Origin of the sequence: Paraburkholderia sp. HC6.4b, assembly GCF_014200875.1 — a bacterium.
GTDB classification, from domain to species: Bacteria; Pseudomonadota; Gammaproteobacteria; order Burkholderiales; family Burkholderiaceae; genus Paraburkholderia; species Paraburkholderia tuberum.
In genome coordinates this window covers 123,127-148,530 of sequence record NZ_JACHDC010000003.1, presented here as the reverse complement: position 1 = coordinate 148,530, position 25,404 = coordinate 123,127, and the positions used below count along the sequence as shown (strand labels likewise).

Annotated in this window: 22 protein-coding genes; 6 read left to right on the top strand and 16 right to left on the bottom strand. The window is 65.5% G+C overall.

From position 1 onward, the window contains the following. The first annotated feature begins 119 nt into the window (after nt 1–119). On the top strand, nt 120–698 hold the full coding sequence (gene sodB, locus HDG34_RS05165; protein WP_184058220.1) for a superoxide dismutase [Fe]: 579 nt from the start codon (nt 120–122) through the stop codon (nt 696–698). A 620-nt stretch (nt 699–1,318) separates the two neighbouring features. Further along, nucleotides 1,319–1,870: a glycine zipper family protein gene (locus tag HDG34_RS05160; RefSeq protein ID WP_184058218.1), complete on the top strand. Its 552-nt coding sequence runs from the start codon at nt 1,319–1,321 to the stop codon at nt 1,868–1,870. Between the two features lie 121 nt (nt 1,871–1,991). Here the strand turns inward: HDG34_RS05160 and HDG34_RS05155 are convergent, their stop codons facing one another. The 3 genes from HDG34_RS05155 to HDG34_RS05145 all read right to left on the bottom strand — a co-directional run bounded on the left by HDG34_RS05155 (nt 1,992) and on the right by HDG34_RS05145 (nt 4,604). Next, nucleotides 1,992–3,545 (bottom strand): NYN domain-containing protein, encoded by a 1,554-nt coding sequence (locus HDG34_RS05155; RefSeq protein WP_184058217.1) that lies wholly within the window; start codon nt 3,543–3,545, stop codon nt 1,992–1,994. Nucleotides 3,546–3,709: 164 nt separating this feature from the next. Beyond that, nucleotides 3,710–4,357, bottom strand: coding sequence for an ATP-dependent Clp endopeptidase proteolytic subunit ClpP (gene clpP / locus HDG34_RS05150; RefSeq protein ID WP_184058215.1), 648 nt, complete (start codon nt 4,355–4,357; stop codon nt 3,710–3,712). Between the two features lie 58 nt (nt 4,358–4,415). Next, on the bottom strand, nt 4,416–4,604 hold the full coding sequence (locus tag HDG34_RS05145) for a hypothetical protein (protein WP_184058213.1): 189 nt from the start codon (nt 4,602–4,604) through the stop codon (nt 4,416–4,418). 24 nt (nt 4,605–4,628) lie between these two features. Here HDG34_RS05145 and HDG34_RS05140 point away from each other — a divergent pair, with 24 nt between their 5' ends. Further along, nucleotides 4,629–5,684, top strand: coding sequence for a sigma-70 family RNA polymerase sigma factor (locus HDG34_RS05140; protein WP_184058211.1), 1,056 nt, complete (start codon nt 4,629–4,631; stop codon nt 5,682–5,684). Here the strand turns inward: HDG34_RS05140 and HDG34_RS05135 are convergent. The 3 genes from HDG34_RS05135 to HDG34_RS05125 form a co-directional block, all read right to left on the bottom strand. Beyond that, nucleotides 5,640–6,914 carry an EAL domain-containing protein gene (locus HDG34_RS05135; RefSeq protein WP_184058209.1) on the bottom strand — a complete coding sequence of 425 codons (1,275 nt, stop codon included), beginning with the start codon at nt 6,912–6,914 and terminating at the stop codon, nt 5,640–5,642. The genes HDG34_RS05140 and HDG34_RS05135 overlap by 45 nt on opposite strands. 320 nt (nt 6,915–7,234) lie before the next feature. Further along, complete coding sequence (gene mdtD, locus HDG34_RS05130) at nt 7,235–8,695, bottom strand: multidrug transporter subunit MdtD (RefSeq protein WP_184058207.1); 1,461 nt, start codon at nt 8,693–8,695, stop codon at nt 7,235–7,237. Between the two features lie 129 nt (nt 8,696–8,824). Then, on the bottom strand, nt 8,825–10,243 hold the full coding sequence (locus HDG34_RS05125) for a PLP-dependent aminotransferase family protein (protein WP_184058205.1): 1,419 nt from the start codon (nt 10,241–10,243) through the stop codon (nt 8,825–8,827). A gap of 183 nt (nt 10,244–10,426) precedes the next feature. On the opposite strand from HDG34_RS05125, the gene HDG34_RS05120 reads away from it, so the two are divergent. Next, nucleotides 10,427–10,732 carry a DUF2917 domain-containing protein gene (locus HDG34_RS05120; protein WP_184058204.1) on the top strand — a complete coding sequence of 102 codons (306 nt, stop codon included), beginning with the start codon at nt 10,427–10,429 and terminating at the stop codon, nt 10,730–10,732. A gap of 35 nt (nt 10,733–10,767) precedes the next feature. Here the strand turns inward: HDG34_RS05120 and HDG34_RS05115 are convergent, their stop codons facing one another. After that, the gene (locus HDG34_RS05115) at nt 10,768–12,009 is read right to left on the bottom strand and encodes a citrate synthase family protein (RefSeq protein WP_184058201.1); all 1,242 of its coding nucleotides are present in this window, start codon (nt 12,007–12,009) and stop codon (nt 10,768–10,770) included. A gap of 126 nt (nt 12,010–12,135) precedes the next feature. On the opposite strand from HDG34_RS05115, the gene HDG34_RS05110 reads away from it, so the two are divergent. Beyond that, nucleotides 12,136–13,545 carry a CoA transferase gene (locus tag HDG34_RS05110; protein WP_184058199.1) on the top strand — a complete coding sequence of 470 codons (1,410 nt, stop codon included), beginning with the start codon at nt 12,136–12,138 and terminating at the stop codon, nt 13,543–13,545. A gap of 66 nt (nt 13,546–13,611) precedes the next feature. On the opposite strand, the gene HDG34_RS05105 is transcribed toward HDG34_RS05110, so the two are convergent. Further along, entirely contained in the window at nt 13,612–14,358 is a 747-nt protein-coding gene (locus tag HDG34_RS05105; RefSeq protein ID WP_013090333.1) for a GntR family transcriptional regulator, read from the bottom strand. Nucleotides 14,359–14,553: 195 nt separating this feature from the next. Between HDG34_RS05105 and HDG34_RS05100 the strand changes: the two genes are divergently transcribed. Further along, nucleotides 14,554–15,399: an aldo/keto reductase gene (locus HDG34_RS05100; RefSeq protein ID WP_184058197.1), complete on the top strand. Its 846-nt coding sequence runs from the start codon at nt 14,554–14,556 to the stop codon at nt 15,397–15,399. Between the two features lie 93 nt (nt 15,400–15,492). Here HDG34_RS05100 and HDG34_RS05095 read toward each other — a convergent pair whose 3' ends face one another. The 8 genes from HDG34_RS05095 to HDG34_RS05060 all read right to left on the bottom strand — a co-directional run bounded on the left by HDG34_RS05095 (nt 15,493) and on the right by HDG34_RS05060 (nt 25,299). Then, nucleotides 15,493–15,954, bottom strand: a complete 462-nt coding sequence (locus HDG34_RS05095) for a Rap1a/Tai family immunity protein (protein WP_184023091.1) — start codon at nt 15,952–15,954, stop codon at nt 15,493–15,495. Nucleotides 15,955–16,282: 328 nt separating this feature from the next. Beyond that, entirely contained in the window at nt 16,283–17,083 is an 801-nt protein-coding gene (locus HDG34_RS05090; RefSeq protein ID WP_184058196.1) for a hypothetical protein, read from the bottom strand. 420 nt (nt 17,084–17,503) lie between these two features. Continuing rightward, the gene (locus tag HDG34_RS05085; RefSeq protein ID WP_184058194.1) at nt 17,504–19,693 is read right to left on the bottom strand and encodes an ABC transporter ATP-binding protein; all 2,190 of its coding nucleotides are present in this window, start codon (nt 19,691–19,693) and stop codon (nt 17,504–17,506) included. Further along, a complete protein-coding gene (locus tag HDG34_RS05080; RefSeq protein ID WP_184051565.1) occupies nt 19,690–20,586 on the bottom strand; it encodes an ABC transporter permease in 897 nt (298 codons plus the stop codon). The genes HDG34_RS05085 and HDG34_RS05080 overlap by 4 nt, the downstream gene beginning before the upstream one ends. Beyond that, nucleotides 20,583–21,611 (bottom strand): ABC transporter permease, encoded by a 1,029-nt coding sequence (locus HDG34_RS05075; protein ID WP_184058192.1) that lies wholly within the window; start codon nt 21,609–21,611, stop codon nt 20,583–20,585. The genes HDG34_RS05080 and HDG34_RS05075 overlap by 4 nt, the downstream gene beginning before the upstream one ends. A 41-nt stretch (nt 21,612–21,652) precedes the next feature. Next, nucleotides 21,653–23,326, bottom strand: coding sequence for an ABC transporter substrate-binding protein (locus HDG34_RS05070; RefSeq protein WP_184058190.1), 1,674 nt, complete (start codon nt 23,324–23,326; stop codon nt 21,653–21,655). 387 nt (nt 23,327–23,713) lie between these two features. Beyond that, on the bottom strand, nt 23,714–24,733 hold the full coding sequence (locus HDG34_RS05065) for a HoxN/HupN/NixA family nickel/cobalt transporter (RefSeq protein WP_184058188.1): 1,020 nt from the start codon (nt 24,731–24,733) through the stop codon (nt 23,714–23,716). A 38-nt stretch (nt 24,734–24,771) separates the two neighbouring features. Then, the gene (locus HDG34_RS05060) at nt 24,772–25,299 is read right to left on the bottom strand and encodes a cupin domain-containing protein (RefSeq protein ID WP_184058186.1); all 528 of its coding nucleotides are present in this window, start codon (nt 25,297–25,299) and stop codon (nt 24,772–24,774) included. Between the last annotated feature and the right edge of the window lie 105 nt (nt 25,300–25,404).

Here is a 25,404-nt window from a genome sequence, read left to right as displayed (position 1 = left end):
TTCGACATGCCGGACATAAAGGCCGTTGGTTTGCGGGGTTATTCCAACTCGCCTACAATCGAGTGCTCGATAGCGTCATCCGCAGACTCCCCACAACAGATACAGAGAAGGAAAGCACCATGGAACATACGCTCCCGCCGCTGCCGTTTGCGAAAAACGCGCTCGCTCCGCACATGTCGGAAGAGACGCTCGAGTTTCACTATGGCAAGCATCACCAGACCTATGTGACCAACCTGAACAATCTGATCAAGGGCACCGAGTTCGAGAACCTGTCGCTGGAAGAGATCGTCAAGAAGTCGTCGGGCGGTATCTTCAACAATTCGGCTCAGGTGTGGAATCACACGTTCTTCTGGAACAGCCTGTCGCCGCAAGGTGGCGGCGCACCGACCGGCGCGCTGGCTGACGCCATCAACGCGAGGTGGGGTTCGTTCGACAAGTTCAAGGAAGAGTTTGCGAAGACCGCGGTCGGCACGTTCGGCTCGGGCTGGGCATGGCTCGTGAAGAAGGCTGATGGTTCGCTCGACCTCGTGTCGACGAGCAACGCCGCCACGCCGCTCACCACCGACGCGAAGGCTCTGCTGACGATCGACGTGTGGGAGCACGCTTACTACATCGACTATCGCAATGCGCGTCCGAAGTTCGTCGAGGCGTACTGGAACATCGTCAACTGGGACTTCGCAGCGAAAAACTTCGCTTGAGATTGCCGGTTGCGGCTCGCCGTCTGATGTCGTGATCCTTGCGGTCGAGATTGAAGATGGTAGCCAGAGACGAAAGCCCTCCATCGCGAGGGCTTTTTCTTTCTGGAGGCGATTGGAAGGGGAGGGATTGGTATTGCTTACCACCGAGGGATGCCCTTCTTACGCGCTCCTGAAAGAAGTTTGTCACAGTTGGTAACTGCGGTTTGGCGGGGCCCGGCGCTAAGTGAAATTGCCCTGCGGCTAATCGTCGGGGCCAGAATTCGTGGACATCTGTCGATGCCGATGAGCCCGGTCCCCGCTCGTCGACTTCGCCGAACTGGCGGGGGCGGGCGCTGGCGGCGGATGGTTCATGTACTGGAAGTTCTGCGCGGTCGCGGCGCTCGGGAAGGTCGTCGTGCCCGGTTGATGGGAGTACGACGTTCGGCGCGGCCGGCGTCGTGTCAATCGATTGCCCGCTCATCTACAAGCATTACTTGATATAACGTACCAATCGCCGCAGCGGACTCACAGCAAGGTCGAGGCCAGCCAGCCGGGCAAAAAACTTTCTGTAACTGAGCCGTAACCACGGAATTTCGCGATTAGCCTAACGTTTGAACTCCAAACCTCCGAAGTGCACCACCATGATTCCCAGCAATAAAACGATCAGCCTGGCGATTCCCGCCACCGTCATCGCGCTCGCGTTAGGCGGTTGCGCAGTGGCGCCACCGAGCGGCCCGAGCATAGCCGCGATGCCGCGCAGCGGCGAGCCGCTCAGCCAGTTCCAGCAGAACGACTACGCCTGCCGCGACTACGCGAATCAATCGACGAATCCGTCCGGCGCTGCGCAGGCGGCCACCACGAACAGCGTGAACAGCGCGGCGCTCGGCACGCTCGGCGGCGCAGCGATCGGCGCGCTGTTCGGCGCCGCGGCGGGCAACGCCGGCGCGGGCGCGGCGATCGGCGCCGGCAGCGGTCTGCTGATCGGGGGCGCGAACGGCGCGAATGGCGCCCAGTATTCGGCGGCCGGCATGCAGGCGCGCTACGACACCGCCTACGCCCAGTGCATGACCTCGAAGGGTGAGACGATCGTTCAGCCGCAGCCTTACTATTCGACGCAGCCGGTGTACGTCGCGCCCCGTCCTTATTACGCGCCGCCTCCGCCCGTCATGTACGCGCCTTATCCGGCTTACTGAGCGGTGATAGCTGAGATCGGCCGGCTTGCTTGTCTTGCATTGTCGGCCGGTACTGCATTTCAAGTCTGAAGGACGGTTGGGCGGTAGCTTTTAGCGACGATCGTCGAATCCGTGCCGCTCCTTATTCCGCGCTGTCGGTTGATGCCGCTTTGCGCGGGCGACGGCTCCGGGACGCCGTTTTACGGGCTGCTGCCTTCCTGGCGGCCTCAGACCCTTCTTCCGAGTTGATTGCTGGAGCAGGGGGCGCGGCCGGCGCTGCGATCTCAGGTACTTCCTCGATCGTGCCTGGCGTGCTTTTCTTCACTTTCTTCGCGGCCGTTTTGCGCGATGCGCGCTTTTTGGCGCTTTGACGCAGCGCGGGTTGGTCGCTGTCGGTGGAATGGTCGGTTCCTTGGCCGAATACGACTTGTTCAGCGGCTGTATCCGCTTTCCCTGTTACAGCGCGAGCTTTGGACTCTTCAGTTATCGGTTCAGTGACGAACTCATGTGGGAGCGGCGCGTGTTCACGCGGTTCCTGCCGCTCGACCTCTTCGGCGGGTTCCGCGTGTTCGGTGAGAGCCGGAGCGGTAGCCGCATGCTCTTCATCAGCCGTTTCGTGGTGACCGCGCTTGCCGTGCGCGGCCTCCTGCTGACCCCGCCCCAGCTTGCGGTTGTTGCGCTCCTTGCGCCGCGACTTGTGCTTGCCGCCCGACTCGGACGCGGCCGCTTGCGCAGCCTGCGCTTCATACGAATGTTCGGCCGCCTGTTCGGCCGATACCGCTTCAGCCGACCCCGTTTCGGCAGACTCCGCCGCGGTTTCGCCGATGGTTTCACTTGCCGCTTCACTCGCAACGTTCACGGCTGTGCTTCGATAGACGTACGCGCCTGACTTTTCATCGCGGCCGAATTCGAGCAGCCCGCGCGCCTGCGCTTCTTCCAGCAGATTGCCGAAAGCGCGAAACCCGTAATACGTCTCGTTGAAATCCGGTTTGCGCCGTTTGATCGCGTTCTTCAGCACGGACGCCCAGATCTTGCCGCTGTCGCCACGTTCGGAAGCGAGCGCGTCGAATGTCTGCACCGCAATTTCAACGGCCTTGCTGCGGCGCTTCTCCAGATCTTCCTTGGGCGGAGCCTTCTCTTCGTCAGGCGCACGTTTGGCTGCCTGCTGGGTGTTCTGCTGCTGACGCGACGATTCGGGCCTCGCGACTGCGCGCTGACTTTCGCGTACGAGATCGTCGTAAAAGAAGAACTCGTCGCAATTCGCAATCAGCAGATCCGAGGTGGACTGTTGCACACCGACGCCGATCACCTGTTTGGCGTTCTCGCGCAGCTTCGACACGAGCGGCGAGAAATCCGAGTCGCCACTGATGATGACGAACGTATTGACGTGCGATTTCGTATAACAGAGATCGAGCGCATCGACGACGAGCCGGATGTCGGCGGAATTCTTGCCCGATTGGCGTACGTGCGGAATTTCGATCAACTCGAAATTGGCCTCGTGCATCGCGCCTTTGAAGCTCTTGTAACGGTCCCAGTCGCAATACGCTTTCTTGACGACGATGCTGCCCTTCAGCAGCAGGCGCTCGAGCACCAGCTTGATGTCGAACTTGTCGTACTTCGCGTCGCGCACGCCAAGCGCGACATTCTCGAAGTCGCAGAACAGCGCCATGCTGACGTTTTCGTTGGATGACGCCATGTGTATCTCCATTGAAGCGGTCGTCGAAGTCGACGAATCGCGACATGATAGCGATTCCAGCGAAGGTGAGCAGCTTTTGTGGTGCGCTCGCACCGATCGGTAGGTGGGAATTTGCAGCCAGCAGTCCAACCGGTGGTTCAGCGGGCGGCTCGATGTCAGTTCCGTTACAGGGTGTCGCGACGGCCTGCGTTGTTCCATGTCGCGCGAGCTTCCAGCACGTCATCGATCAATCCGTATTCCCTCGCTTCGAGCGCCGACATGAAGTTGTCGCGGTCGGTATCGCGCGCGATTTCTTCGATGCTGCGTCCGGTCCGCTCGGCCATCATCGCATTGAGACGCGCTCGTACATACAGCACCTCCTTGGCCTGGATTTCGATGTCCGCCGCGGTGCCCTGACCGCCGCCCGACGGCTGGTGAATCATGATGCGCGCATTGGGTAGCGCATACCGTTTGCCGCATTGACCCGCGGTGAGCAGAAAGGTGCCCATGCTCGCGGCAAAACCCGTGCACAAGGTCGAGACCTCCGGTTTGATGAACTGCATGGTGTCGTAAATCGCTAGGCCGTCATACACGGAGCCGCCGGGCGAGTTGATGTAAAAAGAAATATCCTTGTCGGGGTTCTCCGATTCGAGAAACAGCAATTGCGCGACGATCAGACTGGCTGACTGCTCGTTCACGGGCCCGACAAGAAAGACGATGCGCTCGCGCAGCAGGCGGGAGTAGATGTCATAGGCACGTTCGCCCCGGCCGGATTGTTCGATCACCGTGGGCACAAGGCCGAGGCCGGAGACAGACGGGTAACTGGAAGGCATGGATTCCTCGTTCAGGATGGATGGCGCGGGCATTCCGGGATGCGCAGGCCGCCGCGGATCAGAAGCCGCGTGACATGCGCCGGTTGTTGCTCATTTGACGAAGCAGCCGCTGGCGTTGTGACAGGTTGTGACAGCGAATTTTTTTGCGCCGCGCTGTCACATCACCGGTTGCCCATGCGTCAAGCTCAGGAATACCGAGCATGACGCGCGCCTGAGCCATGCCACCGGTATGCAGCCGCTTTTTCACCACGCACCATCGGGAGGTCTACGCATGACGGAACAGGGAATCGACAAGGCATCCAGTTTCGAGGCCGCGCGCGCCCGTCTGCTGGCACTCGCATATCGGATGCTCGGCAGTCGCGCGGAGGCCGAAGACGTGGTGCAGGATGTCTGGCTCAAATGGCACCTGGCCGATACGCAGGCGGTGCAAACGCCGGTCGCGTGGCTCACCACGCTCACCACGCGCACGGCGATCGACCGTCTGCGTCATGCACAGCGCGAGCGTGCGTCACAGGCTAGCGGCTGGTTGCCGGAGCCGTGGCTCGACGAGGTCGCGCCATCGGCGGAGGAGTTGGCGTTGCGAGCGGCAGATATGTCGTACGGCGTGATGCTGCTTCTCGAACATCTGAAACCAGACGAACGTGCGGCGTTTGTCCTGCATGAAGCGTTCGAGTGCGGTTATGCGGAAATCGCCTCGATTCTCGAGCGCACGCCGGCCGCTTGCCGGCAAATGGTTCATCGCGCCAAGGAGCGTCTGAGACGTGCGGGGGCGCCGTTGGAGCGGCCCGATCCGGCGGTGCATGGGCGAATCGTCGAGCGTTTGCGCGCGGCGCTCGAAGCGCAAGACCGGGCGGGCCTGCTACAGCTTTTCAGCGATGCGCCGCAACTGATCAGCGACGTACCTTTGTACGTTCCGCCCCCTCAGTTCCCCACAGCCAACCCGGCCCTTCGAGCACAAGGGCCAACGCCTGAAACCGAAGCGCAACGCGACCGCGAACCGGGTTCAGGTCCGAAGTGGATGGCTGTAGTCACATCGCTCGCGCAACAGGCGAGCCATGCGGAGGTGGTGTCGATGGCGGGTGCGGTGTGCATCGCACTGTTCTGCGACGGCGAGATCGTCGGGTTAATCGACGTGGTGACGGATGGAAAAACGGACCTTTCGGCGAAAATCGTCTCGCTGCGCATCCTGACCAGCGCCGCGCATCTGCAGGCGGCCAACCGGATGCTGGGCCGTGATGCGATCACGGAACTGCTTGCCCGCATCAAGGACCATCCGGGGGCGTCAGTTACGGTGAGCCGCGACTTCCCAGTTGATGTCGACGCATAGCACCTGCGTACCATGCGACGTGTGCGCGGCAATCGAGGCGGTCACGCACAGATGCGCTTCGTTGATCGACAGATACGGCGGCGTCAGATTAACCCGCCCCGGTTGACGCATCGCCTGAATGAAGTACGGGCGGCGCTCCCAACTCGCGCCTTCGGAATGCAGCAGCGGGCTGAAGCGCTTTGCGCGTTGCGATGTGCGCCCCGGCGGCAGCACGTTGTCGCCGATCTGCCGCCCCGAACCGTCCAAAACAAAGCAGCGCGCCGTTTCTCCGAGCGCGAGCAGAGGTGCGCTCGCCTGCGTGATCGATTCCCCGGCAACCAGCTGCGCGGCGGCTGCCTCGAGCGCCGTGACATACGGCGCGAGCCGCGCGGATTGCGCTTTCTCTCGAGCGGCAACGCGTTCGCGCAACGAAGCGGAGAGCGAATCCATCAGGCCAGCGGCAACTTGCGGCTTGACGGGTTCGACGCTCGGACCCGCGAAAAATGCGCCCTGGACGAAGTCGACATTGCATTCGAGCGCGATCAGCGCATCACGTTCGGTGCTCAGACCGCCCATCAGCACCAGTTGCCCAGACTCGTGCAACAGAGAGACGAGGCCCGGCAACACGCGCTCGATATGCGAGTGTTCACTCGCTTGCGCGAGGATGCAGCGGTCGAGCGTGACGATGTCCGGCCGCAGATTCCACACCCGGTCGATGTTCGAATGCTTGGCGCCAAAGCCGTCGAGCGCGATCAGGAAACCGGCCTTGCGCAGCGAATCGACGATTTCGGCGAAGCGCGTGGTTTCGCCGCCAGCCTGTTCGGATACTTCGAGCACCACGCGCTGCGGCGGCAGGCCGAGCGCCTTCAGGCTGGCAAGCAGCGCGTCGCCGTAGCTGGTGTCCATCAGTGCGGCCGGATGCAGGCTGAGGAAGAGCCATTCGTCGTGGCTGTCGAATGCGTTGAAGTTGCCGAGGTGCAGCGATTCGGCCAGCCGTCCGAGTTCCAGCAGATCGCCGCGTCGCGCGGCCTGCGTAAAGACTTCGTGCGAGGGCACTTGCCGCTCATGCTCGTCGTGCACGCGCAGCGACGCGTGATACCCGATCGCGCGCCGGTGCGATACCGAAAAGACCGGCTGAAACACGCTGAAAACGGTGTAGCCGCCATAGAGAACGGTACGCCGGGAGCCTTCGTCGCCGGCCATCGGGCGTGGTGGCTGGAAGCCGGGAGGATCGAGTTCGATCATGCTCATCGTGTCAGTCGTGTGGAAATGGCGGCGCTTGCTGGGCCAGGCAGGAGTTCGCGCGCGCAGACCAAGAGTTTACAGGATAGACGAGCAAGAACTATGCGCGTGTTCGAACAAAGCTCGAGCGTCCACCAGCAATGCTCCGAGGAAATCGTTGTGCGCCCGCCGCGGTACGAAGGCGATAACGCGCACTTCGCTGGTGCGGGACGCGCCCTGTTGCGGGTCGGCGACGCTGTGCAAGCGTGCTGCGTGCGGCGCGCGCGGAGCGATGCCCGGAAATCCGTTCGCGACTGCACGAGGATGCGTCGTCCTGGCTCGTGCGGCTTTCAAGTTCGCTCCGAAGGATCGGTCTTTTTCGCGGGCGTGCGAATCTCCGGCGACAACTGCGCAAAGATCCATGACGAGCATGCGGTGATGATGCCGACACAGAGGAACGTCGCATGAAACGCGGGCAGCGAATTGGCGCCAGTCGCGCGTTGCATGATGCCGGTAAAGGTTGTCAGCAACGCACCGGCCACCGTCACGCCGAGACTCATCGAAAGCATCTGCACGAGCGAAAACAGGCTATTGCCGCTGCTGGCGCCGCCGGTGCCGAGGTCCTTCAACGTCAACGTGTTCATCGCGGTGAACTGCATCGAGTTCACGCCGCCGAAGATCGCCAGTTGCACGAGCCGCAGCCACAGCGGCTGATGCGTGCTCGTGAGCGCGAAACTCGCCATCATCAGACCGACCAGAATCGTGTTCGCCATCAGCACGCGCCGGTAGCTGTACTTCAGAATCAGCTTCGTCACGAGGCGCTTCGTCGCCATGCCCGCGGCCGCCACGGGCAGCATCATCAGCCCGGCTTCGAATGCGCTATAGCCGAGGCTCACCTGCAACAGCAGAGGAATCAGGTAGGGCATCGAGCCGCTGCCGATCCGCGCGAACAGATTACCGAGCAGCCCAACGCTAAACGTGTGGATCTTGAACAGATCGAGCGGGAAGATCGGCGCGGGCACGCGCACCGCGTGCAGCCCATACGCAACGAAGCACGCCATGCTCAGAATCAGCAGCACCAGCACCGTCGCATGTTGAATGCCGAACTCGGTGCGGCCGTCGAGCGCGAACGAAATCGCCACCATGCCCACCACCAGCAACAGGTAGCCGCCAAGGTCGAATTTGCTCGTGTGTTCGTTGCGGCTATCCGGCATGAAGATAAACGTCGCGATGCAGCCCACGATGCCCACCGGCACGTTGATCAGAAAGATCCAGTGCCACGACGCGATCTTGACGAGCCAGCCACCGAGCGTCGGTCCGATCAACGGTCCGATCAGCCCCGGAATCGCCACGAACGACAACGCCGGCAGATAGCGCTCAGCCGGGAAGGTTCGCAGCACCGCGAGCCGCCCAACCGGCAGAAGCATCGCGCCGCCCACGCCTTGCAGAACACGAAAGAGCACCAGTTGGTTCAGCGTATGCGCGTTCGCGCACAGCAACGAGCCCACCGCGAACACGAGGATCGCACTGAAGAACACGCGCCGCGTGCCGAGTCGGTCGGCGAGCCAACCGGACACGGGGATCATCACCGCCATCGTCAGCGAGTAGGCGATCACCACCGATTGCATGCGCAGCGGCAGTTCGCCGAGGCTTGTCGCCATCGCGGGCAGCGCGGTGTTGACGATCGTCGAATCGAGCGTCTGCATGAAGAAGCCGGTGGCGACCAGCCACAGCATCACGGTCAGCGAGCGGGGCGAAGGACCCGAGGGGATATCGGGAGCGAGGGCGGGCGGAGGCGGCGTCGTGGACATATGAGGCGGCTGGGCGCGCTCGGTCGGGTTGGGACTCGCTATTCTAGGGAAAAGCGGGTCCCGGCGCAGCGGGCGGCGCAGCGTTGCGCGGGTGTCGGCGCTGCGTCACGGCCGCGCTCCGCGCCGTGTTCACGCATCAGGCGGCAACTGCGCCGCCGCATGAAAAAACGCCTGCGCCCGTGGCTCGTTGCCAAACGCCACATGAATCCTGATCCACGGGCTCACCTCCCGGTTCGGCCTGAAGTGTTGTCCAGGCAGCACCGTCACTCCGAGGGGCACGCCGCATTCAACGAGCCGCTCGGCGTCCGCGACATGCGGCACGCGTGCCCACACGAACTTGCCACCCGCTGGTTCTTCGAAGATCTCCCAGCCGGCATCTTCGAGTGTCTGGACGGTCGAGCCGAGCGCGCCGCGCATCTGGCGGCGCAGTCGCTCCAGATATTTGCGATATGCGCCGCGCTCCAGCATCGACACCGCCACCGCTTCGGCAAAGCGCGAACAGCCGATGCTCGTCAGCATCTTGATGTCGACCAGGTCCTTGATGATCGCGTGACTCGCAACCACGTAGCCGACCCGCAGCGAAGACGACAGCGTTTTCGACAATCCGCCGATGTAGATCACCTGTTCGAGTTGGTCGAGGGTGGCCAGGCGGTCGGTGAGCTCGGTCTGAAAATCCGCGTAGATATCGTCCTCGATGATCTGGAAGCCATGCTCTCGCGCCATTTGCAGCAAACGGAATGCGACCTGCGGTGCGACCGTGGTGCCGGTCGGATTGTGGAACACGGTGTTGATGAGCAGCAATCTGGGCCGGTGCAGCTTCAGTTGCGCCTGCATCGTGTCGAGGTCGGGACCATTGCCGGTGCGTGGAATGCCGATTAGCTTCATGCCGTGCAGGCGCAACAGGCCGTACAGGTTGTAGTAACCGGGGTCCTCGACAAAGATCGTGTCGCCTGGCTTGAGCATGTAGCGCACCAGCAGATCGAACGCCTGGCTTGCGCCATTGGTGATCAGAATCTGCGATGCGTCTGCCTGGATGCCCAACTGGCCAATGCGGCCGCGCAACTGTTCGCGCAAGACCGGGTTGCCGAGCGGCGTCGCGTACTCGACCATGCTAGCCGGATCGGTTCGCGACACGTGGCGGATCGCTTGCGCAATGCCATCGATGTCGCGCCAGCTTTCGGGGATGAAACCGGTGCTGAGCTTCAGCGTCTCGCCCGGAAAGTTGAATTGCTCGAGCAGATGGTCCGACTCGACATCGGCGCGGCGCGGGTCCGAAGTGCCCTGGCAGCGCATGTCGGTCGGTTGGCGATCGGCGACGTAAAAGCCGGAGCCGTGGCGCGAGTCGACATAGCCGAGCGACACCAACCGGTCGTATGCCTCGATCACCGGAAAGCGGCTTACGTCGAAGTCGGCGGCGAACTGGCGGATCGACGGCAGCTTTGAGCCAGGATGCGCATTGCGCGAGCGGATCCACGCCGAGACGCCCGCGACGATCTGCTCGGTCAGCGGCACGCCGTTGTCCCGATCGAGCTGGATTTCGAGTTTCATACGCCTGCCTTCTGTCGCCGGCCTGCGAGCGCGAAAGTCTTAAACCTGCGCCGCGCGAGCGATGTCAACTGTTCGGTTTTTTGACTGAACAGTTCCGATGAAAGTGTTCGGAACTGTGCATGGGTCTCCGATCATCGCACGTCAATAATCGGTACAACAGAAAGTTCATCGAGGAGAACGGCGATGCGAGAAGTGCGAGTTTTCGAGCTGGAACATGGCGAGCCCGTCAGGGCCTGGCGGGTTGCGCGTCCGACGATTTTCAAGGTGATCGGCGGCAACGTCTGGCTGACCGTCGAGGGCGAGCATGAGGATCACTGGCTGGCGGAGGGGCAGTCGATCGAGTTGGCGCGTGGATCGGTGGCATGGATCAGCACCGGGCGGGCCGGGGCGTGTTTTGCGCTGGCGAGCGGCTCGGAACGCCGGTTGCCGACGCTGCTATTCGGCTGGCCGATGCCGGCCTGGCTGGCGCGTCGGCCGGGCGTGGTCTGATGCAGGGCGAACGGCGAGCCGCCTCTTCCTGGTCCCTACGCAGCACCTCCCGCCTCATACTCCCCGATATACCGCGCCCGCGGCCGGATCAACCGGCCATCGCGCGCCTGCTCCATCGCGTGCGCGATCCAGCCGACCACCCGCCCGAGCGCGAACAGCGTGAACGCGGCCCCGCTCGGCAAGGCGAGCACGCGCTCGATCGCGGCAAGCGCGAAATCCACAGTCGGCTCCGCGCCGGTCGTGTCGCGCACCGCTCGCGCGACCTGCAGCACCTCGTTGAGCGGCGAGCGGGCTGGCGCGCAGTCGGCGAGCATCGCCAGCAATAATCGCGCGCGCGGATCACCGTCCGGATAGAGCGGATGACCGAAGCCCGACAGCACCGGCCCTTGCGCGCCGTGCTCGTAGCGCGCGAGACGGTTCGCCAGATAGCGGTCCAGCTCGGGCGAGCGCGATGCCTCATCGAGCAGCGCGGCGATGCGCACGGTTTCGCCGCCGTGACGCGGCCCAGAAAGCGCCGCGAGCCCGCCCGCGACCGCACCGAACAGGTGCGTGCCCGTCGACGTGATGCAACGGACCGTGAACGTCGACGCGTTCAGTTCGTGATCCGCGCAGGCGACCAAGGCCGCGCGCAGCAGTCCGCTTTGCTGACGGCTGCGCACCCGCCAGGCCGTCGCGATCTGCCGATGCAGCGGTTCGTTCGACGGCGCCGCCGTCAGCATCGCGGCGGCCAGCAGCCGCATCACGGCGCACGCGGTGTCGAGCTGCGCATCGCGGCCGAGCGCCCACACGCGCGGCATCTGCGCGGCGGCGGCCGGCAGCAGCACCAGCGCGCGATCGAGCGGCGCGCTGTCACTCCACAGCTTGAGCCACGCGGCCCATTGCGCGGGGGCGAGCGGCACGACGGGCGCATCGGCGATGCGCCGCGCGCTGCATTCCCACAACAGCGCCGCGACCTCTTCGAGTGACGCACTGCGCGCGAGCTCGATCGCATCGTGCCCGCGATACAGCAGCCGACCGTCCGCGACCAGCGTGATCGACGATTCGAGCACCGGTACGCCCCAGTCGAGCACCTTCTGCGCGACCTTGCCGGCGCGTTTGCCGTCCGCCTTGCGACGCGCGAGGCGGCGCACCTCGGCGGCATCGTAGAGCCGATGCCTGCCTTGCGCATCCGGCGACGAGCCGAGCATGCCTCGGCTTACATACGCGTACAGCGTCGGCAAGCTGACGCCGAGCGTTGCGGCCGCTTCGGCGGCGCTCAGGTAAATCGGGGCTGGCATAAAAGTGCGTATAAACCGAAGAAATCAATATATGTTGATTATCATAATCAAGATTGATTGCCGCAAGGCTCAAATTTAGACTCGGTGTACCTGCTTCCTGTCCGCGCGGCCAGCGCGCCCGATCCCATGACGCCCGAACTCGCCCTCAAGCACATCTGGACCCTCGCCGGCTGCGATCCGGTCGCGCTGCACGCCGTGTCGCTCGCCGGCGCGGATCCCGGCTTGCCGTCGGTCTACCGTGTCGGCAGCCTCGCGGCGTCGACCATCGCCGCGACGGGCCTCGCCGCCGCCGAATACTGGCGCTTGCGCAGCGCTCGCCTGCAGCAGGTGTCGGTGCAGATGCGTCGCGCGCTGGCGGCGTTTCGCAGCGAACGCTATTTGCGGATCGACGATGGGCCGCCGCCCGCGCTGCGCGATCCGGTCACCGGCTTCTATGAAACGGGCGACGGCCGCTGGATCCAGCTGCATACGAATTTCGCGCATCACCTGAAGGGCGTGCTCGAGGTGCTCGGCTGTGACAATGGGCGGCCCTCGGTGGCGGCCGCGATTCGCGGCTGGGAGGGCGCGACGCTCGATCAAACGCTCGCCGACGCGGGCCTGTGCGCCGCCTTGATTCGCACGCCCGACGAATGGGCCGCGCTCGAGCAGGCCAAAGCGATCGCGCGCTTGCCGCTGTTCGAGATCGAGCGCATCGGCGACGCCCCGGCCGAGCCGCCGCGCCACGCCGCCGCTGGCGCTGACCCCGGTATCGACCGCCCGCTCGCAGGTGTGCGGGTGCTGGATCTGTCGCGGATCATCGCGGGACCGGTGGCCGGCCGCGCGCTCGCGCATCATGGCGCGGACGTGTTGACGATCAACGGGCCGCATCTGCCGAACATCGCGCCGCTCGTGATCGACAACGGCCGCGGCAAGCGTTCGGCAATCGTCGATCTGCGCGAGGCGGCAGGCTGCGACACGTTGCGCGGACTCGCGCGCGACGCCGACGTGTTCCTGCAGGCCTATCGTCCGGGCGCGCTCGAGGCGCGCGGCTTCGGGCCGGACGAGCTGGCACGGCTGCGGCCCGGCATCGTCTATGTCTCGGTGTGCGCGTACGGGCACACAGGGCCGTGGGCGCAGCGACGCGGCTTCGATAGTCTGGTGCAGTCGGCGAGCGGCATCGCGTGGACCGAGCGCGCGGCGGCGGGTTCAGCCGAGCCGCGGCATCTGCCGTGTCAGGCGCTCGATCACGCGACCGGCTATCTGGCCGCGTTCGGCGCGATGGTCGCGCTCGCGCGGCGCGCTCGCGAGGGCGGCAGCTGGCATGTGAAGGTGTCTCTTGCGCAGACGGGGCGTTGGCTGCGGTCGTTCGGGCTGCTGGCCGACGGGCAGCAGGCGCCCGAGGTGTCGCTCGACGATGTGCGCGATTGCGTCGCGAGCGTGCAATCGGAGTTCGGGCGTGTGCTTGGCGTGCTGCCGGCGGAGGAACTGGAGCAGACGCCTGCGTTTTATGCGCTGCCGCCGGCGCGCATCGGCGCGCACGAAGCCCGGTGGACGTGACGGTTGGAGCGGGCGGCGCGTTCAGATTGGGAACGCGGCGTACCTGACCGCCCGCCGTGTCGCAGCTTACTTTCGCAACTCCGCCACGAAGTCGTAGTAATCGTTGCGGCAGTACGTGTCCGTCAGTTCGATCGCGCGTTGATCCGCCGTATAACCCACGCGCGTGATCAACAGCAACGCCTCGTTCGGCGCGATGCTCATCTGCTGCGCGATCTCGTCGCTCGCGTTCACCGCGCGGAAGTGCTGCAACGCGCGCACGATCGTCAGTCCGCGATTCTCCAGATACGTGTACAGCGAGTCGCCGATTGCCTGTGGATCGGGAATCACCGCGGCCGGGAACGTCGAATTCTCGACCGCCATCACGATGCCGTCGGCGAGCCGCAGCCGCCGCAGCCGCGTGACCGCGGCGGCCGGCGACAGACCCAGTTGGATCACCTCATCGCGATTGGCCGGCGAGATTTCGCGCGACAGCCACTTCGAACTCGGCGTGAAGCCGCGCCGCCGCAGCATTTCGCTGAAGCTCGACAGACGCGACAACGGATCTTCGTAGCGCGGCGTGATGAAGCTGCCCGCGCCTTGGGTGCGGCGGATCAAACCCTGCTCCACGAGCAGCGCGATCGCCTTGCGCGACGTGATGCGCGACACGCCGAGCGCCTCCGACAGCACGCGCTCCGAAGGCAGCGCCTCGCCGGCGTTCCAGCGGTTTTCGTGGATCGCGCTGCCGAGCTTGCGGGCAAGTTGCAGATAGAGCGGCGTGTCGTTTTCCGGGTCCGGGCGCAGGTCGCGCCAGCGGTCTTCCGAGGCAGAGGTCATGGGGCTCACGCAAGATGGGCAAGCGGCAATTTTAAAACATCGGCGCGTCCCGTTATAGCGGGCTTTTGCCAGGCGCGCCGTTGCGAGGCCGCGGAGCCGCTAAACTCGTAGCCAGGTTTTTAGTAGCATGCGTTGCGTGATGAGGCGGCGGGCCAGCGCATCGCATCTGGATCGAGCCACTTTCGAGGAGTCAGCATGACGAGCGAGATCGCAAGCGTGAGTCTGCCGGGCGGCGAGCGCATGCCAGCACTGGGGCAGGGCACGTGGGAAATGGGCGAGCAGCGGGCACGACGCGCGGCGGAAATCGCTGCGCTGCGCTGCGGCATCGAACTCGGCATGACGCTGATCGATACCGCCGAAATGTACGGCGACGGCGCGACCGAGTCGCTGCTCGGCGAAGCGCTCGCGGGTTTGCGCGACAAGGTGTTTCTGGTCAGCAAGGTGTATCCGCACAACGCCAGCCGGCGCGGCGTGATCGCCGCGTGCGAGCAGAGCCTGAAGCGTCTGAAAACGGACCGGCTCGATCTGTATCTGCTGCACTGGCGTGGTTCGGTGCCGCTCGCAGACACCGTCGACGGCTTCGAGGCGCTGCGGCGCGCGGGCAAGATCCGTCACTGGGGCGTCAGCAACTTCGATACCGACGACATGGAAGAACTCGTCGCGACGCCAGGCGGCGACGCGTGCGCGACCAACCAGATTCTGTACAACGTGGCGCGGCGCGGGCCGGAGTTCGATCTGTTGCCGTGGCTCGCCGCGCGCGGCATGCCGGCGATGGCGTACAGCCCGGTCGATCATGCGCGGCTGCCGAAACGCTCGCCGCTCGACGATATCGCCGACGCGCGCGGCGTCTCGGTGTTTCAGGTGGCGCTCGCGTGGGTGCTGGGCAAGCCCAATGTGTGCGCGATTCCGAAGGCGGCGCGCGTCGAGCATGTGCGCGACAACCATCGCGCGTCGCAACTGGTGCTGGAAGCCGGCGAACTCGCCGCGCTCGACGCGTACTTCACGCCGCCGCGCGGCAAGCGTGCGCTGGAGATGTTGTAAGCGCCGGCGCGGCCGCCGTCCGTTGCGCAACGGCGGCGCGCGAGGCTCGAAGCGCTGTGGGCGTCGATGACGCCGCTCGCGCTGACGCGGCGTTCAGGTGCAGGGATGGTGCTGATGCACGGAGCCGAGCACGGCGACTTCGGCGGGGGTGTGCTGCAGCGCGTCGTCCGGCACCTGGGCGGCATCGGCGAGGAAGTCGTCGACGATCGACGACACCGCCACGTCGCGCAGGCATAGCGACACGCGCTGCGTTTCGTTGGCGGGGAGGGTTGCTCGTTGCGAGAGGAACAGCACGCCGTATTGATAACCGTGGATGATGCCGCGGATCGCGCCGACGCATTGCCCTTGCGCGACGTTGTCGTGGCGCTGTTTGCAGCTCTGGACGAGCGAGTAGGCGGAGAAGCTCGGGTCGACCGGTGGTGCCGCTTGCGACAAGGTTTGCGCCATTGGCTGCGCGGGTGTTTGCGCATTGGCGAGCGATGCGAGGCCCAGGGCGGCAGCGGTCAGCACGGCGGCTGCCGTGCGGGTCGCGGAGGGGGGGACGCTTCTATGCATGTTGTGGGCCCTCATATCGAACGATGAATTTGATATGAGGCGGTCGTCTCGGATTGGTTCCATAACACTCGCACGCAATGGAGGTTGTGTTTCCGCCGCTCGCGGTGCGGTTCGCGCGATGGCGCGAGGCGCGGCGCGCGCGCGCTCCGAGCCATTCCGTCAGCGCGCGCCGAAGGCGGGCGGGCCGCTCCGACCGGCCTCCGGCGGTGACGCCCGACCGGGGGATCGGGACATCACCGCCGTTGCCAGCGGATAGCGGACAGTATGCCGGGACATGTCGCTGGCGGGTAGGGCGCGGGGGCTCCCTACCCGGGGCAACGGGCGACGCCTAGTGCCCGTTCCCGCCACCGTTGCCACTGCCGCCGCTGCCGCCACCCTTGCCTCCGTGACCGCCGCCGAAGCCTCCGCCAAAGCCTCCGCCGAACCCGCCACCGAAGCCACCACCGAAGCCACCACCATTCGCACCGCCGAAACCACCGCTAGGGCCACCGCTGGAGCCACCACCTGGGCCACCGCTGGAGCCTCCGCAACCGCAGCCGCCGCTCCCGCTGCCGCCGCTGCTTCCGCCTCCGCCGCTGCCTCCACCGCCGCCACCGCCTCCACCGCCTCCACCGCCGCCACCGCCTCCGCCTCCGCCTCCGCCTCCGCTTCCACCGCCACCACCACTACCGCTATTTCCCTTACTGCCCGTGCCCGCACCGCCACTCCCACTTCCGCTCCCTGAACCCGCCGCCCCGGCGCCGCTGTTGCCGCTTGCGCCAGCACCGCTATTGCTCGAACTCGCCGCGCCGCCATTACCGCTGCCGTTGCCACTGCCGCCGCCGAGCCGCCCGCAGCCCGGACCGCCGAGCCCGCCGCAGCCGGCCGGCGCGAACACCGAGGCGGCATCGTCGGCGGCCGTGGCCGTGCCAGCCTCGGCGCCGGTTGCCGCGCCGTCGTTCTGCGCGAGCAGCAGCGGCGTTGAATCGCCGGGTTGCACCCGCAACGCGTCGGCCAGCACAATCCAGCGAGGGATCACGTCCGTCGACGCCCCGTACGCGGTCCCGCCCGCCAACACCGCGACCCCCGCGAGGACCACCGCGCCGCGCATCATTGCACAGTAGTACTGATCTGATTTTCCGGTCTTCATCGCGCGTCTCCAGAGCGAAGGACGGTACCTCGCTGCCGCCTTCGCGAGCTGCCCCAGCGCCGGCCAACCTGTCTGCACGCGGGTCTTGTCGAACCCCCGGTCCGTTGTGTCGAAGTTGTCCGTGCGTCGCTGCCGTGCTGATCGCGCGAGGTCGCGCCATCGCGTGGTGACGCTCGTCGTGCGGATATGCGCGGCGTTGCGCGCCCGGTTTGGCTTCGAATCTCTGGCCGCTAATTTAGCGATATCCATGCCACGCGTCGCAAAGCCTTGAAGCGACACGGGCGATATCGGGATGTGCGATGCGCACGCCGGAAAAACGCCTCAAAACGTTGCGACGATGAAACGCGCGGACGCAAAAGCGTGTTCCGACGCGGGATTCGTTAAGAGGGGCGGTGTGAGTCGATGAGGTTCGAGTCGACGCTAGCTGGCGTTTTCCGCCGCATCGTCGGAGTTGCCGCCATTCGTCGGGTCGCCCGCGTTGTCGTCGCGCGGCTCGCTTTGCAGCTCGCGAAGTGTGGCGACCGGAATATGGCAGCGAATCCGGTGCGCGCAAGACGAATCGGCGGCGCCGTCCGCGTCGAGAAACGGCGGGTCCTGCTGCTCGCAGATCGCGCCGAGCTTGCGTGGACAGCGCGTGTGAAACACGCAGCCCGACGGCATCGCGCCGGGCCCGGGCAACTCGCCGGTGAGACGGATACGCGTACGTTGATGCACCTCGCCGGACGCGCCGTCGCCCGGCAGCGTCGGCACGGCGGACAGCAGCGCCTCGGTATAGGGATGCTGCGGTCCATCGAACACGGCCGCCGCCGGCCCGATTTCGAGCAGGCGGCCGAGGTAGAGCACCGCGATGCGATCCGACACATAGCGGACCACGTGCAGATCGTGCGAGATGAATACGTAGCTGACGCCGCGCTCGCGCTGCAGATCGGCGAGCAGGTTCAGAATCGCGGCCTGCACCGACACGTCGAGCGACGAAGTCGGCTCATCGCACACGACGACGCGCGGTTCGCCGGCGAACGCGCGCGCAATCGCGACGCGCTGCTTGAGTCCGCCCGAAAGCTGGCGTGAACGTGCGTCCAGATAGCGCTCGGGCAGCCGCACGGCGTCCGTCAGCGTGGCGAGCCGTGCGTCGATCTCGGGCCCGCGCAGCGCGGTGAAGCGCGCGAGCGCACGGCCGATCAGCCGCTTGACGGAATGCGCGCGATTGAGCGCCGAGTCCGGATTCTGGAACACGATCTGCAGCGATTTCAGCTGCTCGTCGCTGCGTCGTGTGACGCGCGCGGCGAGCGGGGCGCCGTCGAGTTCGAGCACGCTGCCGGCATCGGGTGCGAGCAGGCCGAGCAGCAGCCGCGCGAGCGTTGTCTTGCCGCTGCCCGATTCGCCGACGAGGCCGAGCGTCTCGCCGCTCGCGAGTTCGAGCGACACGTCGTCGACCGCGCGCAGCGGGACGCCCGATACGTGGAATGTTTTCGACAGGTTCCGGGCGCGCAAGACCGGCCCAGAGGGCGCGCGCGGCGCCGCATTGGATGATGCGGCCGCCACCGGCGCCGCGCTCGATGTCGCACGCGGCAGTTCGATCGCACGCTCGTGATAGTGGCAGCGCGCCATCTGATCGCCATGCCGGGCGCCGAGGCGATAGGGCGGCGGCGCGTCGCGGCGGCAGCGCTCGTCGGCGAGACGGCAGCGCTCCGCATAGATGCAGCCCTGCGTGACCGAGCCCGGCAGAGGCAGGCCGCCCGCGATCGTATCGAGCCGCTCGCTGTCCTTGCTGCGTCCGGCCGTCGGCAGGCAGCGCAGCAACCCGACCGTGTACGGATGACGCGGCCGTGCGAACACGTCCTGGGTCGCGCCTTCCTCGACCAGCTTGCCCGCGTACAGCACGCCGACGCGTTCGCACATGCGGCCGATCACCGCGAGGTTGTGGCTGATGAACAGCACCGCGGTGCCGAGTTCCTCGCGCAACCGTGCGACGAGGTCGAGCACTTCCGCTTCGACGGTCGCATCGAGGCCGGTAGTCGGTTCGTCGAGAATCAGCAGCGCGGGGTTCGACGCGAGCGCCATCGCGATCACGACGCGCTGCTGCATGCCGCCCGACAATTGATGCGGATAGCTGTTCATCACGCGCTCGGGCGCCGCGATGCGGACGCGTTTGAGTATCTCGAGCGTGCGTTGCAGCGCCTCGTCGCGCGCGACGCCGGCCGCCTCGAATGCTTCGGAAACCTGACGGGCGATCGTCAGCGATGGATTCAGTGCGCGCCCCGGGTCCTGGTAGACCATCGAGACGGTCGTCGCACGCATGCTGCGCAGCGCGTCGGCACCCAGCTTCTGCACGTCCTCACCGGCGATTACGATCTTGCCGGCCTTCACCTTGCCGTTGCGCGGCAGATAGCGCAGCGTCGCCATTGCCACGGTCGACTTGCCGCAACCGGATTCGCCGACGAGCCCATACGCCTCGCCGCGTCGCACGCGAAACGATACGTCCTGCAGCACTTCGCGATCGCGTCCGCGGATCCGGTAGGTGACCGTCAGGCCGACCACGGTCAGCGCATCGGTGCGATCGCTTTTCGACACGTCGAACGCCGCGAACGAGGAGGGCGGTGGGCCGTTCATTGGTCGAGCACTCCCTGCACGCCGTCGGCGATCAGATTGACGCCGACCACCAGTGACGCGATCGCGCCCGCCGCAAACACGACGGTCCACCACGCGCCCCCCGCCATCAACGTGTACGACTCGGACAGCGCGAGCCCCCAGTCGGCCGACGGCGGCTGGATGCCGAAGCCGAGAAACGACAGCGTCGCGACTGCGAAGATCGCATAGCCGAGCCGCACCGTTGCTTCGACGACGATCGGCGGCAGCACGTTCGGCAGGATCTCCGCGAACATGATGTACGGCGCGCGTTCGCCGCGCAGCTGCGCGGCGGCCACATAGTCGAGATGCCGCTCTGCGAACACGGCGGCGCGCACGGTGCGGGCTGTTATCGGCGTGAAGGTGGTGCCGATCACGAGAATCACCGTGAAGTTCGACGCACCGACCGCGGCGAGCGCGAGCAGCGCGACGATCACGAGCGGCAGCGCGAGCACCGCGTCGATCATGCGGCCGATCACGTCGTCGACCCAGCCGTCGAAGTAGCCGACCACCAGGCCGAGCGCGGTGCCCGCCGCGGTGCCGAGCAGTGTTGCGAGCGGCGCGATCGTCAGGATGTCGCGCGCGCCGACGATCACGCGCGAGAATACGTCGCGGCCGAGCTGATCGGTGCCGAACCAGTGTGTGCGATCGGGCGGCGTCAGCGAATTGAGCGGATCGGACGCGTATGGATCGAGATGCACGAACCACGGCCCGGCGATCGCGCAGACGATCCACCACGCGACGATCAGCGCGCCCACGATGAAGGTCGGCGAACCGAGCAGCAGGAGGAGGCGCGGGAAACGCGGCTCGGAGCCCGGTGCGCCTGGCGCGGGCGAGCCTGGTGGCGTCGATGAAGCCGGCGGCACGGTCGTATTCATTCGGCGGTCCTTACCCGCAGTCGCGGATTGAGCAGCACGTGCAGCGCATCGGCGACCAGATTCGCGAGCGTATAGACGACGCCGATCGTCAGTACGCCCGCTTCGAGCATTGGAAAATCCTTCGCCTTGGCGGCGTTGTAGATCAGCGAGCCGATGCCCTGGTAGCGGAACAGCGTCTCGACCACCACGAGTCCGCCGATCATGTAGCCGAGTTGGGTGGCGGCGACGGTGATCGTCGGCAGCAGTGCATTGCGCAGCACGTGCCGCCAGATCACGACGTGGCGCGGCAGGCCCTTGAGGATCGCGGTGCGCGTGTAGTCGGCGTCGAGCGCTTCGACGGTGCCCGCGCGTGCCATTCGCGCGATGTAGCCGAAGAACACGAGGACGAGCGGCAGCACCGGCAGCACCAGATGGCGCAGCTGTTCGAGCACGCTCGCATCGGGCGGAGATGAGGCCTCGATGGGCAGCCAGCGCAGCCACACGCCGAACACGAGAATCAGCACGATCGACGACACGAACTCCGGCACCACGGTCGCCGACAAACCGGCGATGCTGATCGTGCGATCGAGCCAGCGCCCCGCATGCATCGCCGACCACACGCCGCCTGCGATGCCGAGCGGCACGACGACGATGAACGCGAGCAGGCCGAGCTTCGCCGAATGCCCGAGCGCATCGGCGATGAACGGCCTGACCGGTTCGCGATACGCGTACGACAGCCCCATGTTGCCGCGCACGAAATGCGTGATCCAGTCGATGTATTGCGTGAGCAGCGGCCGGTCGGCGCCGAGCTGATGATCGAGCGCGGCGACCGCGCGCGCATCGGCGAGCGGCCCGAGCACCGCGCGGCCGATATCGCCGGGCAGCAGCTGGCCGCCCGCGAACACGATCACCGACAGCAGCCACAGCGTGATCAGCGAAAGACCCGCGCGCGTCGCGAGAAAACGCGCGACGCGGCCCGCGTTGCCGTTCGTCGCGCGCGGCGGACGCGATGTATTCGAGGCGGGAGAGGGCGCCGGAGCCGACATCGTGAGTTCTCCTGCGAAAAGCGAGACGGACAGCGCGCTGCTTACGCGCTGAGCGTCGCGCGATCGAAATACAGTTGCGCGAGCGCAGTGAAGCGCACGCCGTTCACGCCCTTGCGCATCGCGATCAGCTGATCGTAGAAGAACGGGATGATCAGCGGCGTTTCGTCGAGCAATAGCGTCTGGATCTGCCCGGAGATTTTCTTTTGCGTGGCGAGATCGATCGCCGCGACGAACTGCGCGACCAGTTGATCGTATTGCGGATTCTTGAAGTGCGCGGCGTTCCATGTGCCGTTGCTCGTCAGCGTCGCGGTGAGGAACACGTTCGGCACGCCGCGATGGCCGTAATCGGTGATGCCGAGCGGCGAGTCGAGCCAGTCGGATTTGCCCGGCGTGCCCGCGCCGTAGTAGAGCGATTGGCTCTCGACCTTCAGATTGATGCGCACGCCGATCGCCTTCGCGGCGTTCTGCACGACGACCGCGAGGTCGGGGATCTCCATGTATTTTTCGGTGGTCAGCGTGACGTCGAAACCGTTCGGCACGCCAGCCTGCGCGAGCAGCTGCTTCGCCTTCGCGACGTCGATCCTGCGTTGCGGCACGCCCGCATCCGACGATGGAAACACCGGCGCGAACGGGCTGTCGTTGCCGAGTTGTGCGCGACCCTTGAAGAGACCGCGCACGATCACGTCGCGATCGAGCGACAACGCGAGTGCCTGACGCACGCGCTTGTCCTTGAAGAGCGGGCTGTCGTTGCGCATGTGAATCTGGCGGTGCGCGCTCGACTTGACGCCGACCGCCTTGTAGTCCGGATTGTTCAGGATGGCCGCGCCGCCCTGCACGGTGAACGTGCCCATCACGTCGGCCTGATGGCCTTGCAACGCGAGCAGTTGAGCCTGCTCGTCGGCGTAGAACGAAAACTGTACACGTTGCGGTAACGCTTTTTCGCCCCAGTAGTCGGGATTGCGCACGAACGACGCGCCAACCTTCGGCTGATACTTTTCGAATTTGAACGGACCCGTGCCGATGAAACTCTTTTCGTAGTTGCCCGCGAAGTTCGCGGGCAGGATCACCGCGTTGTAATTATCCGAGGAAACGTAGTACGGGAAATTGCCGGTCGGCGCGTCGAGATGAAACTCCACCGTGTGTTCATCGACGACCTTCGCGCCGCCTTTCGACAGCACGCCCTTTAGTACCGATAGCGCGGCCGAGCCGCTCGCGGGATCGGCGAGACGGTCGAAGGTCGCGACCACGTCTTTCGCGCCGAAGCTCTGGCCGTCGTGGAATTTCACGTTGGGGCGCAACTTGAAGGTCCACACGTCGCCCTTGTCGTTCGGCTTCCACGACAGCGCGAGCGCGGGCTTCAGCATCAGCTTCTCGCCGTCGTCGTCGATCAGGAATTCGCCGGTCTGGTTCAGCAGCGCGAGACTCGCGGCGTCAGTCACCGTCAGCGGATCGACAGCGCCCGCCGGCGTCAGATGCGCGACGCGGATCGTCTGGTTCGACGTGGGCGGTGCACCTTGCGCCCGCGATCGCGGCGCGCCGAGCAGGCCGCCACCCGCGAGCGACAGACCGATCACGCTCGCATGTCGTAGCAGCTCGCGGCGCGTGATGCGGCCGGCGACAAACTCGTCGAGGGCGTGGTTGCCGTAGGCGTCGGCTGTGAGGCGGGCTGCGTCCAATGCGTCAGGTGCGAGAAATCGGTCCGCTGGCGTTTTCATCGATGGCGTGTCCAACCCGTTCTGTTGCTGGTTCGGAGGCGTCGCGCGAGCCGCGCGACGGCGCGAGGGCAGCGCGCCTTCCGATGGGCGATGGGATGTGGTGGGGCCGCTATCGCGAAAGGGCAACGCTGTGCAGAGCGGTCTCAGTGTAAGCGATTGCTCGCGGCTCTGGCGCACCCGGGGCGCGCCGCGCTAGTCGATCGGCCGATAAATGACGCGCGGTGTGTCGTCGTCACAACGGTTACCGGACGCGTGCTCGCGAGGGGCGGCCGCGATTGTGGACGGATTGGCGGAGCAACACGGTGCGAAATGCGGTTTCGAACTCCACAAGGTGGAACTCTCAAAGAAACCTACGGTGTAGATCGGTTTCCCGGTAGGCCAGATCACTTATCGTGCCGCCGTATCCGGCCGTCTCCAGCGATGAAACAGCACCGAGCCGATCCAGCACGCCATGAAGGCCGCGACGATCGCATAGCCGAGCGCGCCGAAATGATCGTTGATTCCGACGATCGCATCCGACACCCCGCCGCTCCAGCCGAAGCGATCCGACAGCAGCCCCAGCGCCTCGACGCCGCCAATCACGATCGCGACCATCGCCGACACGAACGTGATGCTCGCGTTGTAGTAAAGCTTGCGCTTCGGGTCGTCCATCGCCCAGCCGTACGCGTGCACCATCAGCACGTTGTCGGTCGAATCGACAAGCGTCATGCCGGCCGTGAAGAGCGCGGGGAACACGAGGATCGAATAGAGCGGCAGGCCAGTGCTGGCCTGCGACGCAGCGATCGCGAGCAGGCCGACCTCGGTCGCGGTGTCGAAGCCGAGCCCGAACAGCACGCCGACCGGATACATGTGCCAGCTTTTCGTGACCAGCCGAAACAGCGGCCGCAATGCGCGCGACAGCAGCCCGGCTGGGGCGAGCGCATCGGCTGACGCTGTGCTCGCAACGTCGCCACGTTGCGTGTGCCGGTAGCGGCGCCACACGTCGCGCAGGACCACGAGATTGACCGCCGCGAGCACCAGCAGGAACGACGCGGAAACCAGTGTCCCGAGCGTGCCGCCAACTTCCTTGAAGCTTTCGAAGCGCCCATTCAGCGAATGCGTGGTCCAGGCGATGCCGATCGTCGCCGCGATCACGATCGTCGAATGGCCGAGCGAAAACGCGAGCCCGATCCCGACCGGTCGCACGCCGGTTTGCATCAGCTTGCGCGTAACGGCGTCGATCGCCGCGATGTGGTCGGCGTCGACCGCATGACGCAGACCGAAGCCATACGCGAGCAGCGCGGTGCCGAGCAGCAGCGGGTAGTGGCGAAACGCGATTAGCGCCCACAGCCATGCGCCGAGGTTGGCGGCGAGCAGCACCGCGTAGAGCGCGACGAGGCGAGGGCGCAGCGAGGCGTTAGGCGTCATGTGGCACGAGCGGATGAATGGATAGGTTGATGAGCGGCTTAGTGATCGTGCGGATGCTTGTGGATCGGATCGACCCAGTAGACGGTTTCCGGCTGCTCGACCGCGTCGATGTTCAAATTGACGACGACCGCTTCATTGTCGCTGCGCACGAGCACGCATTCGAGCGGCTCGTCGGTGCTCGCGTTGATCTCCTGATGCGGCACATAGGGCGGCACGAAGATGAAGTCGCCGGGACCGGCCTCGGCGGTGAATTCCAGATGCTCGCCCCAGCGCATGCGCGCCTGGCCGCGCACAACGTAGATCACGCTTTCGAGCGCGCCATGATGATGCGCGCCGGTCTTCGCATTCGGATGGATCGTCACGGTGCCGGCCCAGATTTTCTGCGCGCCGACGCGCGCCGCGTTGATCGCGGCCGCGCGGTTCATGCCCGGCGTTTGCGCGGTGTTGGTGTCGAGCTGATCGCCGCGGATGACCTTCACGCCGTGTTCGCGCCAGTCGATCTGCTGGCTGGCTTCGGCGGCGTCGTGCTCGGCCCGGTAATGCGGATGTTCGTGATCCTGGCTCATCGTGTCTCCTCCTCGGCTGGCGTGCCGCGTTCGAGTCGTTCGCTTCGGTCTTACGATTCAGGGGCGTGCCGCATGGCTGATCAACATTCTGGCACGTTCAAAAAA